This is a genomic window from Sinorhizobium saheli (genome assembly GCF_001651875.1).
In the GTDB taxonomy this organism is placed as follows: domain Bacteria; phylum Pseudomonadota; class Alphaproteobacteria; order Rhizobiales; family Rhizobiaceae; genus Sinorhizobium; species Sinorhizobium saheli.
This window is the reverse complement of sequence record NZ_LNQB01000049.1, coordinates 1-15,188: the sequence shown is the minus strand read 5'-3', so window position 1 is coordinate 15,188 and position 15,188 is coordinate 1. Positions and strand designations below refer to the sequence as shown.

Here is a 15,188-nt window from a genome sequence, read left to right as displayed (position 1 = left end):
GCTCCAGCCGCCCAGTTTGCAGCAAGAGTTCGCGCACGGGCAAGATCAGCCGGGTCGCCATGAGCAATGCGATGAGGAGCGCGAATGGCGCCATTCTCCTTACGGCGTCAAGGAGTTGGCCCGCATCGGGGCGCTCGTCGACAATATAACGCAGCACAATGACCGGTCCATAGGCGCAGAGCATCGCAACCTCGGGCCCCAGAGCTCGCGTTGCGGCAATCAGGAGAAGGAGGCTTCCGCCGAGCCAGACGACCTCGCTGAGGCACTCGCGGCATGAAGCCCCGATACCAGCTTTTTCAGCCATTCTCCAGTAGAGCGGCAACCAGAGCGCATTCAGGGCGACTTGAAAGAAGCTGGCATTGACAGCGAGCATGGTCGGATCGCTTCGCGAGAAGGCGCCAGCGACAATTGCACCGTTGCCCATGCCGCCCCACAGGATCATCGTCTGGCTCAGCAGGCTGAAGGCCATCAGATAAACCGGTTGCAAGTCCAGCCTGCGCAACAGTAGCATCGTCCCGACAATTCCGACGCCGAAGCCGGTCGCGGATTCAGAAAACGGGCCGATCAGGAAGCACGCAGCAAATAGCAGACGCCGCCTGGACTGCCTGTTCCGCCTGAGGCTCTCGACCGGTATCGCTGCATCCCCGGGCCGAACAGCCATCTGCCAGAATAACAGCCCGCCCAGTATATATGGCACGACGATCCAGCCGATCCATGCGCCGCGAAAGAGTGCGCTGGCGCCGTCGCGCAACTGGAATCCGCCGGGCGCCGCGCCGAGCGCGACAACCATTGCCACCAGCAATCCGATGCCCGCGGCAACGAGCGTGGAAGCCCGACCGCTTGCCAGAAGGCCGATGACGATGAGCGCGGGCAATGCCCAGACGATGTAAAGCAATTCCGTCGCGATCCTCCGGCGGCGCCTGACCTTGCCAGGGGTCAGGCGAGATCCTGCTCGAGCAAGGTCAGGCAGTGTGCCACCTGCTCTTTTGCAAACGGCGGTAGTGGGAGGATGGGACGAGGCGGCTCGGCCCGGCAGACGCCAAGCAGATCGGCCATCGTATAAACGGTTCGCAAGCTGGAGAACCGCTTGAAGAGCTCCCAGATAGGGGCAAGACTTGCATCAATCCGGAGTGCCTCTTCAGCATCGCCGTTCTGAGCTGCTCTCACGATGCGCAGGCAAACGTCCGGAAGGATGCCGGCGAGCACGCTGTACCAGGTATCGGCCCCACAGATCATGGCTTGGGCAGCATTCCAGTCGCCGCTATAGCCGATCGAGAAACCCTTGGGTGTCGCGGATCTCTGCTGCCCCAGGTGGCTCGCAATCTCCTCGGCTTTTTCCGTCGGATTCTTGATTGCCACGATGCCGGGGACCTGAGCCAAACGTTCCACCAGAACAGCCGTGAAGCGAAAATGGGTGGTCCCCGGATTATCATAGATCACGATGGGGAGGCCGCTCTTTCGAGCGACGGTGGAGAAATGCTCGAAGACTTCATCCTCCGTCAGCGGCGCATACGAAACGGCGGCAAGAAGACCTGCGGCCGCGCCTGCGGCCTTGGCGTCCTGCGCCAGTCTGACCGCCTCGTCGGTCCGTAAGGCGCCGACGCCTGCCACGACCGGTACGCCGTTGGCTTCCTCGATGGTCGCATCCAAGGCGCGTCGCCGCTCTTCGCGGGACAGATACATGTAGGTTCCGGTGCTGCCGAGAAGGCCGATGGAGTCGACACCTGCGATGCAAAGCCGAGCCACAAGCCTCTTGAGAGCGGCAGTGTCGACGCGACCGTCTAGGTCAATCGGCGTGATGGGAAATGCGGAGAGCCCGCTCAGGAAAGCCATTCGATACTCCCGGTCCGGTTCTGTGCTTCTATGTTCGCAATCGTCAATGCGGGTGTCACAAGGTCGCGAGCGCCTGCTGCAGGTCGCCAATCAGATCATCCACGTCCTCAAGGCCGACAGAAAGGCGGATAAGGTCGTCACCAACGCCCGAGATCATGTGAGCGTCTTTTCGGATCGATTGCCGCGCCCTCGTAATGCTGGCCGGATGATAGATCAGGGTGTCGGTATCGCCGAGGCTCACCGCGCGTGTCATCAGTTGCAAGTGATCGAGCATATTTCTTGCGCCGGCAAAACCGGCGTGAAGTCCGAAGGCCAGCATGCCCGATCCCTGTGTCATTTGCTTGCGCGCGATAGCCTGACCGGGATGCGATTCGAGGAAGGGATAGCTCACCCAGGACACGGCGGGATGCGCTTCGAGCATTCGAGCGATCGCCAGAGCCGAGGCGCTGTGCCGATCCATTCGAAGCGAGAGTGTTTTCAGACCGCGCATGATCAGGAAGGCCGAGTGCGGCGCCAAGGTTGCACCGGTAATATAACGCAAACCCGTTTCGTGCAGGCGGTGGAGCGTTTCGGCGTCGCCGAGTAACGCCCCACCCAACGTGTCGCCATGGCCGTTGATGTATTTCGTAAGAGAGTGAAGCACGATATCGGCGCCATGCTCGATCGGCCGCTGGAGCGCGGGAGAAGCAAAGGTACTGTCCACCGCGACTTTCACCCCACGCGCGTGTGCACGCTCTGAGATTGCCGAAATGTCGAGAATGCTGCTGAGCGGGTTCACGGGCGTCTCGAAATAGACGAGCTTGGTCTTTTCCGTGATCGCCGTGTCGAGGTTCGACGGATCAGAGAGGTCGACGGGAACGACCTTGATGCCGAAACGCGGCAGCCCCTGCTCCACCATTGCCACGGTATTCGAATAAAGCGTTTTGTGAACGACGAGCTCGTCGCCCTGCGACAGCAAGGAGAGGATGAGAGTGCCGAAGGCGGCCATTCCGGTCGATACGACAAGGCCCGCCTCCGCCCCTTCCAGATTCGCAAGCCTCTGCTCGAGGATCTCTGTGGTCGGGTTGTATTCCCGCGCGTAAAGTCTGCCGCCGAGCGCTGCCGCGGCGTCATTGGCCTCGACGCTCTCGAAGCCGTAGGTCGAGGTCAGGAAGACTGGCGGCTGGACTGCCCGTTTGAAGTCCACGGGGCTGAACGCATGATGAATGGCGCGCGTGTCGAAGCCGAAGCTTGCCGCATGAGAGTGGCCGGATTGTTTCTGACATTTGTCATGCTCGCCGCCGCCTGTCATAGCTCGATCGTATCCTCTTTGCTTTGGCCCAGACTGGCATCATACTGGCCGGCATGAAACATCCAGTTTGGCAGAAAGAATATGGTCCAGTCGGAAAACCAAGCGGCGGCAGTACACGCCCCGAGGATGGGCGCACGCAGGATTTACGAGGCGCTCAAGAGTCAGATCCTTAGCCGTGTCTATGAAGCGGGAAGTCAACTGCCATCCTCACGCAGCCTGGCCAATGAACTGCATGTGTCGCGGACAACAGTTACTGTTGCCTATGAACAGCTTGCCGCTGAAGGCTTTGTAGAGCTGCGCCAAGGCGCCCGCCCGCGTGTGACAGCGCTGGAGCTGAGACAGCGGCCGAAAGAGTCCGACGCTACACAGGAGGCGTTCGGGCCGCTTTCTGCTTACGGCGAAAGACTTCGTGCGCTTTCGCCGTGGCTCGACTATCTGCCAACCAACCTGGCGGTTGATTTTAGGTACGGAGATCTTGCCCCGTCTGACTTTCCTGCACTGGCATGGAAGCGGGCCGTCAATTCGGTCCTTACGCAACGGCGAGGTCGGCTTGCCTATGAGGACCCGCGAGGATCCCGACGCCTGAGGCAAGCCCTTCAAGGTTATCTCTGGCGGGCGCGGACGTTACAATGCGACCTCGAGCAAATCATCGTCGTCAATGGTTCCCAACAAGGGCTGGATCTCTGCGCGCGGATCCTCCTCGACCCGAACAGCGCATTTGTGATGGAGAATCCCGGCTACCGGATGGCTCGCCAGATCTTCTCAAGCACCGGGGCTTCCGCCGTGGCAGTGGACGTGGACGCGGGCGGCTTGAAGACCCCGGACTTATCAGGAATCGACGCCCGGATGGCCTATGTAACACCATCCCATCAGTTTCCCTTGGGCGGTGTCATGCCGATCAGCCGTCGCCACCAGCTTCTCGCTTGGGCTCGGGATCGAGACGCCTATGTGGTTGAGGACGACTACGACAGCGAGTACCGGTACGACATCAGCCCCGTTCCGCCCCTCCAGAGCTTGGCGGACGGGCGCAACGTCATTTATCTGGGCACCGTTTCAAAGACACTGTCGCCGATGATGCGCATTGGCTACCTCGTGGTGCCAAAGCAATTGCAGGAGGTGTTCGCAACCGCCAAGCAATTGACCGACCGCCATACACCTATGACCGAGCAGGAAGCGCTCGCCTCTCTGATCGAAAGTGGCACCTATGAGAGCCATGTGCGTCGCGTCAGACGACTGAATAGGGAGCGCCGTGAGACATTATTGAGCGCTCTTGAGACTGCATTCGGCGACCGCGTCACGGTCGAGGGTGCGGATGCCGGATTGCATGTCGTCGTCTGGTTCAATGAGCTGCCGAGATCAGCTGAGATCGCCCTGATGGATGCCGCTCGCCAACGCGGCGTCGGCCTCTACGGTATTTCATTGCTCTACGATTCTGCACCAGAGGCAAGTGAGGCGCCACGAGAGCGGCTGGGATTGGTGATAGGCTATTCCGCGTTGACACCGAGGCAGATCGAGAAGGGCATTCAACTTGTCGCCTCGGCCGTCGATGCAGTGAAGGGGGCGGGCTGACAGCAAGACCCAGCGCGCCGAGCATTTTATTGCATCCTCTCGTGGCAAGCCTTTAACCTTCGCCGAACTGGACTAGGAACATGCTGGTAAACTGGCACTGTTGACGAAGCCAGTTTCACGGCAGATTTCCCCGTCAGCCGGGACTGGTGAGACATGGGATGATCCCATGATGAGAGCAGCAGGCCACCGGCGCGGAGATCCATGTCGATAAAAGGCAAGGCATTGCGGGAGCCGATACATGACTTGGCAGGGGAGTCTGCTCCACATTCACATTGCGCCGGCCGCTTCCTACGAAATGGAAGAACTCGCCGAGGCGCAACTCATCGCTGGCCGCGGCATTGCGGGCGACCGCTATTATCTCGGGACTGGGACGTATTCCCCTAAGCCTGACGTCCGTGAAGTCACGCTGATAGAGGTCGAGGTTCTCGAGGCGATTGCCAAGGGAGAGCCCAAGATTCCTGGTTTCCAGGGCACGCTTAAACCCGAAGATCACAGGCGCAACCTGACGACCCGCGGCATTCCGCTCAATCATCTCGTCGGCAAGCGCTTCCGGGTCGGCGAAACGGTTTTGCGGGCGGCGCGGATGAACTTTCCCTGCAAATACATCGAGGAGCTGCTCGGCATGCCGGGCCTCTACGAAGGGCTGCTGAATCGCTCCGGCCTCAACTGTTCGATCGAGGTCGGTGGTACCATCCGCCCTGGGGACCCGATCCTGCCAATGGACGAGTGACGCGACATGGGATCTCCACGTATCATCATGAAACTGATTGTTGCCGGCGTCCACGACGAGCCGGGCGACGTCCGCGTGATCGAGTTGAGGCACCCACGCAAGCCTCTTCTGCCGCGCTTTGAACCGGGATCGCATGTCGACGTCCACCTCCCCGACGGGAAGGTACGCCAATACTCGCTCTGCGGTGACCCTGAAGATCTCAGCCGATACACGATAGCGGTGAAGCGCGAAACCGGTGGCCGGGGCGGCTCGGCATGGATCCACGATACTATTGCGCCAGGCGTCGAGCTGTCCGTATCCGCCCCGCGCAATCATTTTCCGCTCAGGGAGTGTGACGGGCCGGTCCTTTTGCTGGCGGGAGGTATCGGGATCACACCTATCCTAGCAATGGCGCGGGCTCTCTGTCGGCAGAGCAAGACTTTCGAGCTCCATTATTTTTCGCGGAGCCGAAGCCTGGCACCGTTGCTGGGAACTTTGGAGAAGATTATCGGCTCCGAAAGCCTGAGGCTCCACTTCGACGATCAAGTAGAAACTCGGCAGGACATTGATAGCCTGCTGCTGGCGCGACCCCGTGGTGCGCAGCTCTATTATTGCGGGCCTCCCGGCTTCATGGCAGCCGTTGGCCAGGCTTCAGGACACTGGCCGGATGGCACCGTCAATTTCGAAGCCTTTCAGCCGCCGGCCGGGGATGATGCTCCACCCGAACCGTTTACGATTGTGCTTCGTAACGGGACGGTTGTTCCGGTACCTGCAGACGAGTCAGCGCTATCGGCCATTCGCGCCGCCGGCGTGTTGCTGATGGCGTCCTGCGAGAACGGCGTCTGCGGAACCTGCGAGTGCGGGTATTTGGAAGGACAGCCAATCCATCGCGATGCTGTGCTTTCGAACGACGCGCGTGACCGTCGGTTTATCCCGTGCGTATCACGCGCGACGGGCGTTCTGAAACTCGACTTGTAAAAGAGGGGTGTGATGAACTCCAAGATCAACTATCTGAACGAAATTGAACGCTGCGTTTCCTGGCTTGCCGCTTGGACCATCCATCACGCCAACCATATCCGCGAAGCGGACGAGGTGAAGGTTGGCGGGCACCAGGCTTCGTCAGCGTCGCTCAGCACCATCATGACCGCGCTCTACTGCTCGGCGCTTCGTCCCCAGGATCGGGTCGCGGTCAAACCCCATGCAGCACCGATATTCCATGCTCTCCAATATCTGGCAGGCAACCAGACCCGCGAGAAGCTCGAAAACTTCCGCGGTTTCAAGGGTGCACAGAGCTATCCTTCACGGACCAAGGATGTCGATGACGTCGACTTCTCGACCGGCTCGGTCGGTCTCGGCGTGGCGCAGACGCTGTTTTCTTCGTTGGTCCAGGACTATGTCTCGGCGCATGGCTGGATGAACGATCGGCCTGAAGGGCGGATGATCAGCCTGATCGGCGATGCCGAGATGGACGAAGGCAATATTTACGAAGCTTTGATCGAGGGTTGGAAACACGGCCTCAGAAACTGCTGGTGGATCGTCGACTACAACCGCCAGTCGCTGGACGCTGTCGTCCGCGAAGGCCTCTGGGAGCGGTTCGAACAGATATTCAGAAACTTCGGCTGGGACGTCGTGATCCTGCGCCACGGCTCTTTGCAAGAGGCGGCCTTTGCCGAGCCCGGCGGGGACAAACTGCGGCAATGGATCAAGACGTGCCCGAACCAACTCTATTCCGCCCTGACCTTCCAGGGTGGCGCGGCATGGCGAAAGCGATTGCTGGATGAAATCGGTGATCAAGGGCCCGTAACCGCGCTCATCGAGCGGCGCTCCGACGAGGAACTGCAAGCGCTGATGGTCAATCTCGGAGGACATGATCTGCCGAGTCTTCTAGAGGCCTTTGAGCAGGCCTCACAGCACGACCGTCCGGTCTGCTTCATCTGCTATACGATCAAGGGATATGGCCTGCCGCTGGCAGGACACAAGGATAACCATGCCGGTCAGATGACCCCCAACCAGATGGAGGGGTTCCGCCAGCAGATGGGGGTGAAGCCCGGGCAGGAATGGGAAAAATGGGCTGCGGCTACCATGCCAGCTGGTGAGCTAGACGCATTCGTCGCTCTGACGCCCTTCTTCAGCGAGGGCCGCCGCAGACTTTTCGCACCGGCAATCCCCGTCCCACCTACCCTTCCCTCGCCCGGTCAGCCGGGCAAGCTGCTGTCTACCCAGATGGGTTTTGGACAAATTCTGAACGACATCGCGCGTGCTGACACACCGCTTGCAGAGCGTATTGTCACGACCTCGCCGGACGTGACCGTGTCGACCAATCTCGGCCCTTGGGTCAATCGCCGGGGTCTCTTCGCCCGCGAAAGCATGGCCGACATCTTCAAGGCGGAACGGATTCCGTCGACCTACAGCTGGGAGTTCGGTCCGAAGGGTCAACATCTCGAACTGGGGATCGCTGAGTCCAATTTGATGATCATGCTCGGGGCACTGGGTCTTTCACATTCGATCAACGGCGCTCGGCTCCTGCCCATCGGCACCGTCTATGATCCGTTCATCTACCGCTCGGCCGACCAGTTGAACTACGCCTGTTACCAGGATGCACGTTTCCTGCTGGTTGCAACTCCGTCCGGCGTGACGCTAGCTCCGGAAGGCGGCGCGCACCAGTCGATTGGTACGCCATTGATCGGTATGGCGCAGGACGGGCTGTGCTCGTTCGAGCCTGCCTTCGTCGACGAGCTTTCGGTCATCATGCGCTTCGCCTTCGACTACATGCAGCGCGACGGCGAAGGTGACCCCGATGAGGTGACATGGTTGCGCGATCAGACGGGCGGATCTGTCTATCTCCGCCTCTCGACACGCCCGCTGGAGCAGCCAGGACGCCAGATGGCGCCTGACCTGGAGCAAGACATCATCAATGGGGCCTACTGGTTACGTCGGCCGGGACCGAATGCCAGCGTGATCATTGCCTATCAGGGTGTCGTCGCGCCAGAGGCAATCGCCGCAACCGGCCTGCTCGCCGAAGATCGGCGTGATGTCGGATTGCTGGCGATCACGTCAGCAGACCGGCTCAATGCTGGCTGGCAAGCTGCTGAACGCGCCCGGCAACGTGGAGCGACCTCGGCGATGAGCCATATCGAACGCCTGTTGGCGCCGCTGTCACGGGATTGCGGGATCGTCACAGTTATCGACGGACATCCAGCAACGCTCTCCTGGCTTGGCGGCGTCTATGGTCACCGTGTGAAGTCTCTGGGTGTCGAACACTTCGGGCAGACGGGAACGGTTGCCGACCTCTATCGGCATCATGGCTTGGATACCAATACTATCATGCATGCGGCGAAAGCTGTAAGTGACGGAAGGACCCCACGCTATCTCCAGTCTCTTTCATAAGATCAGACCTCGGCCCTCAGAAACAGCTTCCCTTTGACGACGCCCTGGTCCAGCAGAAACTGCCATAAATGGTCGATCGGCCTCAAAGACATTCTCGGGCGCTAAGTGTCCAGAACTGCGGTCCGCCGGTTTCTAAAGACAGTGCTTCAACGACGAAAATCTATCAAGCGGCACAGGTGCAGCTGCTTGATCGGTAGCCGGTTCGAGCTGCTTCCGCTTTCTCGACGAAATCGAAATCTTGGAAGCTGGCCCGCAGCCGCACCTATGCTCAGCGGAGAAATTGACCTTATGTCGGTGTTCTTGTAGAGGCTTTCCTGACCGAACTCTACGCTGATGCCTGATTTCTTGGCCGCCGAAAGGAGCGCCACTGGGTATGCCTAGGGCGACGAGCAGCATCTACATGCGGTCCGCTCGACGTCGCCTCCCATACTGATCCAGCTAGCAGCTACTTAAGCAACAAGCTGATGATTGCACCAGTCATGTAAGCCGCAGCGGGAACCAGCATGCGGACGCTAACCGGCAACACCACTGCCGGATGGGGCTCGCTGCCTGAGAAGCAATCGGAATATTCGAAAGCGGAAGACGCTTCATTTTCAATACCTCTTCTTACGCCGCTGTTCCGCTGCGAAAAGGCTGTTGAGCGGCAAGCTGAGGCTTGGATCGCGGTTGAGAAACAGCTCACCGACGGTCCTGCGGAGCCAGATTTGTGCAGGATCGTTCTGCAGGCTGCGGTGCCAATATTGCTTGACCGGAATGAGCGGCAGTTCGATCGGGGGTTCGAAAACGCGAAGTCCGCCCATTTCGCGAAACATGTAAGGGATTGCCTTGGGCACAGTCGCCACCAGGTCGGTTTCGCGTATCAGAAAGGGAACGTTCATGAAGTATGGTGTCTGGAAAGCAATTTTCCGCTCGATACCTGTCTTTCGGATCATCATTTCGAAGTGTTTCTGCGCGTGCCCCTCCCCCACGAGGGCAATGTGGTCCGCGTTTCGATAGAGATCGAATGTGAGTTCGGTCTGTATCGCCGGATGCTCTGCGCGCACCAGGCATACAAACGGGTGCTCGAAAAGGCTTTGCACCATGATATTTGCCCCGGCCAATTCGGGCTCATAACCAATGGCAAGATCGACTTTGTGCAGGCTCAGGGCCTCAGTCAACGCATCAGGACCCAGTGTCTTGATTTCGATCCTGGTGCCTGGCGCGAAGGCCCGCAAACGTTCAAGCAGCTTCGGGCCAAAAGCGATTTCGCCTATGTCACTCATATTGACGACGAAGCATCGGCCACTACGGGCTGGATCAAACGTCTGTGTTTTGAGGATTTCCTTATTCAGCAAACTAATCATTCGCGCAACGGGATCGGCTAGTTCTGACATCCTGGGCGTCGGCTGCATGCCGTTGGCGGTGCGGATGAAAAGTTCGTCGTTGTAATATTCGCGCAACTTCCTAAGCGAGAAACTCACTGTCGGCTGACTAATCATCAGTTCGCGCGCAACATGGGTAGCGCTGCGCAGCCTGAACATGGCGTCAAGGACAAGCAGAAGATTCAAGTCGATCGAACGAAAATCCATATGACTAATAACGCATATCGAGCTTTATTTGTATACGTAAAAATTTTGATCTGTCATGAATCCTTTGTCAATGAAAGTCGAGGGAGGAGACTTATGACAGCGATCACTTCAGGCGTGCCTGCGGGTGCGAGTTCACTCACCCCGGTCAAAGGGTACAAGTGGATTGCCAAGGAAATTGAGCGCCTCGATCCGAAAATCGATTACGCGCGGATCTGGGCGCTAAGCTCCCTCTACTATACTAACGACTTCGTTTTGAACCTCAGCTATTCTACTGGTCTGCCGGGGCTTATTCAGAACCCAGATGGCGCGGAGATTCTTAAGCGCACCGCCAAGATCAGTAAGTTGAAGCAACAGCGCTCTGACGACACGATATCGCATTTCTGGCATTGGTGGGAAAACGGACCTAATCACATCGACACAATCCGCGCGATTGAGGAGGTTAACCGGATTCATCATGCGCTTTATATGAAAGTGATGCCGGAAGCGTTCGCCCTTCGTGATTATGTCTATGCCCCTTGTTCACTTGGAACCGGTCCGCATCGGTTCGCCAAGATGGTGGGACTTCCGGGATTTAGCGAAAAGCAGAAGATTGCATCGCACCTCTTCTGGAAGAACATCATGGCCAAGATGCGGAGCGAGGAAGGCTATATTGTTGACTTTCCAGAGAGCTTTGATGCGATGGAGCGGTTCGTCGAAGACTTCAACAACGAAAAATGGCCAAAATCAGAGGTTGCGCGGACAATCATTCCATATGTCATCAGCCAGTTCAACGAGCGCAATCTGCCAAAGCCCTTCTGGGGACTTGGGCGTCAAATGATCTTGACGTTTACAGACAAACGCGCCCGCGATCTACACGAAATGGGAGATCCAAACCCAATCATCGGATGGCTGATCAAGCGTTTTGTGAAAATCAACATGTGGCTGTCGATAAATGTTCTGCCCGATCCAAAGCTCAGTGTCCCCGAACGGGCGCGTCAGAAAGGTGACATCAAGGGTCAGCACAAAACACCGCGCATGGTGGCGGCGTCCGCATGTCCTTATCTGCAACTCCACGGGAACCAGGAAGTCGGCAACGAAACGGATGTCCCTACCGCCAAAACTGGGTGAAGAGCTACGTCATATCGGTGGAGGCAGAATCGACAGCTGTCGATGAACCGCGCCGATGGCCGGGTGGCGGCGGGCCAAAAGTCTGCTGCGCAACCTTACAAGATGACCGCTTGTTGCGGCGCAGAAGGCTCTTTTGTCGGTCACGCTAGCCACAAAATATTAGGAAAGCCTGCTTCTTGGGCGGCGGTGGAGGACCGCCTATGCCTGGCGGTCGGTCTTTGGGTGGTCAGTGCAACCTTCACGTATCGAGCGTTTGCGACCGATTCTGGCAAGTGTTTTTGTTGAGTGATCTCACGATCTGCTTCAGAGGAGGGGGGACCGTCATGAAATCGAAAATACTGCTTGCGGGAGCATGCACCGGCATTTTGCTTCCAGCATTCGACACAGGTGCAACGGAACAGGGCGCTATTGCCTATCCGATTGGTGTCAATACTGTTGTCTCGGGTATCGTGCCCGAGCCGGGCGAAACGTGGTTTCAGAGCTTTTCAACCTATTATACATCCAACAATTTTGCTGACGGAGACGGAGACAGCCTGATCCCCGGATTCAAAGCCAGCGTTTCTGCAAACGCGTCGAAGCTGTTTCATACGTGGGATGGGGTCACTCTAGGACCATTCAGCATCAGTTCGGCTTTCGCGGTTCCCTTTTTCAATATCAACACAACTAATGCCATTACCGGTGAGGAGCATGATTTCTCTCTCGGTGATGTCACTGTTTCACCAGCCTATTTTGGCTGGTCTAATCCAGAACATACGTTTTTTGCCTATGCGGGTATGGACTTCGTCATTCCGACCAAAACTAAGGTCTCGAACAACTTTTATTCGATTAGCCCTATTGTCAGCATGACTTGGTTTCCAACGCAGGAGCTCGAGCTGGATCTCACTGGCGTTGCAGAGTTCCACACGCAGAACGATGAGACCGGATACCGTTCTGGCACGCTGCTCATGGCGGATTGGGCGGTCCTTTACCATCTGGCGCCGTCGGTCCCGAAACTGGCGTTAGGCCTCAATGGATATATCATTAAACAAGTGAGCGACGACACGATAAAAGGTGCGATTGTGGGCGACGGCTTCAGGCAGCAAGGCTTCGCGATCGGCCCGCAAGTCACATACGCCTTTGAGGGCGGTGGCGGAATCGCCGTCAAATGGCAGCACGAGTTTGGCAATAAATATGCCACTCGGGGCGACAAGGTTTGGATGCAAGTCACCATTCCAATTGGCGGTAAGCCTGAATAAAAGCGTTCGCATCATCCCCGCGTTCGACTGCAGGGGCCGTCCGAACCCGCATGCCGAACATTCAATTTAGTTCGGCGTATGGACTAAAAGGCATGACTTCAGAATCTTAGGGGAAAGCTCAGTGTGCGTAGCCTCACGACCTCCATTCAATACATGCAACAATTGTCTTTGGAGCGCCCCTTTTTCAAATGAGTTTTTTCTGCAGGAGACCCGACCACTCAACAACGGTCATTGACGGTGATTGACGGCCATGCGAAGAAAGTAGTCCAGTATCCGAACCAAATTAGGGGGCAGCATTGTCCCGAGCAGCAATTCAAATGACCGACCACGCAGACCTGATCGGTCTGTGAAGAGGAGAGGCCACGAACGTCCGGTAATGAAGTTGGTAAGGCGCGACATGTACAGCGCTGCACACTTCGCTGATCAGTGAATGCAGCCTCAGGCTGTTAAAGAAGGAGAGGGAGGAGAATGGAACAAGAGAAGATGTCGACCAGTGACTTGAGCAGTGTGCTCGAGACGAAACTGGTTATTGCCGGCCAGCTTCGAGACGCGTCAAACGGTGCGATATTCGAACGTATCAATCCCATAAGCGGTGAAGCGGTCAGCACGGCGCCTGCAGCAACGACGGACGACGTCCTGTTGGCAGTCGAGGCCGCAGAGAAGGCATTCGCATCCTGGTCGAAGCTTGGTCCGCACAAGCGTCGAAACATGCTTATGAGGGCTGCCGACGCCATTCGTCAAAGGCGGGCGGATTTCACAGAAGCGATGAAGGCGGAGATCGGCGCCACTGATGTGTGGGCAGACTTCAATGTTCGGCTTGCGGCGGACATGTTGGAAGAGGCGGCAGCTCTTACTACAAGTGTGGGCGGTGACGTCATTCCATCGGATGTGCCTGGCAGCTTGGCTATGGCGGTCCGCGTGCCGGCCGGCGTCACGGTTGGGATAGCCCCTTGGAACGCCCCTGTCATTCTTGCCGTACGAGCGTTGGCAACGCCGCTCGCCTGCGGAAATACAATCGTTCTCAAAGGATCGGAGCAATGCCCACGGACGCATGCCCTCGTCATTGAAGCGCTCGGTGACGGCGGTTTGCCAGAAGGGGTAGTAAATTACGTAACGAATGCCCCAGCTGACGCAGGAGCGGTATTTGAGGCCATGGTCGCTCATCCGGCCGTTCGGCGCGTGAGCTTTACCGGATCGACGCAAGTCGGCAGGCTGGTTGCACTCACCTGCGCTAAATATCTCAAGCCCGTGGTCCTCGAATTAGGGGGCAAAGCGCCCCTGGTCATCCTTGACGACGCTGACATCGAGGCAGCGGTTCAGGCTGCCGCCTTCGGTGCGTTCATGAATTCCGGCCAGATCTGCATGTCGACTGAGCGGATAATCGTCGATGAAAAAATCGCTGACGAATTTGTGGAACGTCTGGTCACGAAGACAGCGAGCTTGCCGGCCGGCGACCCTCGCCTTGGCCCCGTCGTCTTGGGATCTGTCGTTAACCAAGCGACCGTCGATCGTTGTAATGCCCTTATCGATGACGCAGTTTTGCAAGGAGCAAGGATCGCTATCGGCGGGAAATCCGAGTCGACGCTAATGGAGGCGACGCTTGTAGATCATGTCAAACCGACGATGAGGATATTCAGGGACGAGAGCTTTGGGCCGGTCAAGCCGATCTTGCGCGTTCGTGGTGTCGACGAGGCCGTCGCAGTCGCGAACGACACGGAATATGGTTTGTCCGCCGCAGTTTTCGGACGCGACATAGCGCGGGCTTGGCAGGTTGCAGGACGCATCGAGTCCGGGATATGCCACATCAACGGACCCACCGTGCACGATGAGGCTCAGATGCCGCTTGGCGGGGTGAAATCTTCTGGCATCGGCCGCTTCGGCGGGCGAGCCGGTATCGCTGAGTTCACCGACTTGCGCTGGATCACCGTGCAAACCGAAGAGCGGCACTATCCGTTCTGATCATTCATCCAACAGCGGACCGGGAAAATGACAATCTCGGTCCAGCGACTTGTTAGCTCGACGGTGGAATCGTGAATGAGCTGACCTGGTGAGAGCCGCTCCATCTGGCGGCTCACTGGATGCCCGGTCTCCTCAAGAGACCAGGATCTCGTGCCCACGGCACGCGTCGTAGGAAACAAAGCGTGCACTTATTTTACGGCTATGTAGGTTGCTGGGTCGAGTTGAGAGATGCGAACAGCAACTCCTGTGGTCGCAGCCGCCGCGACCACGTGCTGAATTTCCTTGGCGAGAGCCAGAAGTATTTCACGCGTCCTGTCCGCATTTGGCAGGATCGAAAGCTCTATGTTTATTGCTGGTTGGTCTGCCATGCCATAAACTTGGAGAACTGCCAGTTGGCACGCGTTGATATCGACGGCTAGCCTCTCACACAACAGCATTCTCAGCGGAACTGAACCGCGCCGGGTTTGCCGGAGGCCGGTTGGTTTAAGTTATGCGGCCATGGCTGGCTCGTCCAGCATGGCGTAATACTG

At 57.8% G+C, this 15,188-nt stretch carries 10 protein-coding genes; 7 read left to right on the top strand and 3 right to left on the bottom strand.

Features of this window, described 5'->3' with window-relative positions; genetic code table 11:
* Positions 1–936 precede the first annotated feature (936 nt).
* Entirely contained in the window at positions 937–1,833 is an 897-nt protein-coding gene (locus tag ATB98_RS02700; RefSeq protein ID WP_066868676.1) for a dihydrodipicolinate synthase family protein, read from the bottom strand.
* A 55-nt stretch (positions 1,834–1,888) separates the two neighbouring features.
* Positions 1,889–3,124 carry a trans-sulfuration enzyme family protein gene (locus ATB98_RS02695; RefSeq protein WP_066868675.1) on the bottom strand — a complete coding sequence of 412 codons (1,236 nt, stop codon included), beginning with the start codon at positions 3,122–3,124 and terminating at the stop codon, positions 1,889–1,891.
* An 81-nt stretch (positions 3,125–3,205) separates the two neighbouring features.
* On the opposite strand from ATB98_RS02695, the gene pdxR reads away from it, so the two are divergent.
* The 4 genes from pdxR (at position 3,206) to ATB98_RS02675 (ending at position 8,789) form a co-directional block, all read left to right on the top strand.
* Positions 3,206–4,693 (top strand): MocR-like pyridoxine biosynthesis transcription factor PdxR, encoded by a 1,488-nt coding sequence (gene pdxR / locus ATB98_RS02690; protein WP_066868673.1) that lies wholly within the window; start codon positions 3,206–3,208, stop codon positions 4,691–4,693.
* A gap of 238 nt (positions 4,694–4,931) precedes the next feature.
* Positions 4,932–5,423: an MOSC domain-containing protein gene (locus ATB98_RS02685; protein ID WP_066868671.1), complete on the top strand. Its 492-nt coding sequence runs from the start codon at positions 4,932–4,934 to the stop codon at positions 5,421–5,423.
* A gap of 6 nt (positions 5,424–5,429) precedes the next feature.
* Positions 5,430–6,380: a PDR/VanB family oxidoreductase gene (locus ATB98_RS02680; protein WP_066868669.1), complete on the top strand. Its 951-nt coding sequence runs from the start codon at positions 5,430–5,432 to the stop codon at positions 6,378–6,380.
* A 12-nt stretch (positions 6,381–6,392) separates the two neighbouring features.
* A complete protein-coding gene (locus ATB98_RS02675; protein ID WP_066868667.1) occupies positions 6,393–8,789 on the top strand; it encodes a transketolase in 2,397 nt (798 codons plus the stop codon).
* Positions 8,790–9,382: 593 nt separating this feature from the next.
* Here the strand turns inward: ATB98_RS02675 and ATB98_RS02670 are convergent.
* Positions 9,383–10,357: a LysR family transcriptional regulator gene (locus ATB98_RS02670; protein WP_066868665.1), complete on the bottom strand. Its 975-nt coding sequence runs from the start codon at positions 10,355–10,357 to the stop codon at positions 9,383–9,385.
* Between the two features lie 93 nt (positions 10,358–10,450).
* Between ATB98_RS02670 and ATB98_RS02665 the strand changes: the two genes are divergently transcribed.
* The 3 genes from ATB98_RS02665 (at position 10,451) to ATB98_RS02655 (ending at position 14,658) form a co-directional block, all read left to right on the top strand.
* The gene (locus tag ATB98_RS02665) at positions 10,451–11,464 is read left to right on the top strand and encodes a hypothetical protein (protein ID WP_066868663.1); all 1,014 of its coding nucleotides are present in this window, start codon (positions 10,451–10,453) and stop codon (positions 11,462–11,464) included.
* A 323-nt stretch (positions 11,465–11,787) separates the two neighbouring features.
* Positions 11,788–12,699, top strand: a complete 912-nt coding sequence (locus tag ATB98_RS02660) for a SphA family protein (RefSeq protein ID WP_066868661.1) — start codon at positions 11,788–11,790, stop codon at positions 12,697–12,699.
* A gap of 468 nt (positions 12,700–13,167) precedes the next feature.
* Positions 13,168–14,658: an aldehyde dehydrogenase gene (locus ATB98_RS02655; RefSeq protein WP_234781852.1), complete on the top strand. Its 1,491-nt coding sequence runs from the start codon at positions 13,168–13,170 to the stop codon at positions 14,656–14,658.
* Positions 14,659–15,188 lie beyond the last annotated feature (530 nt).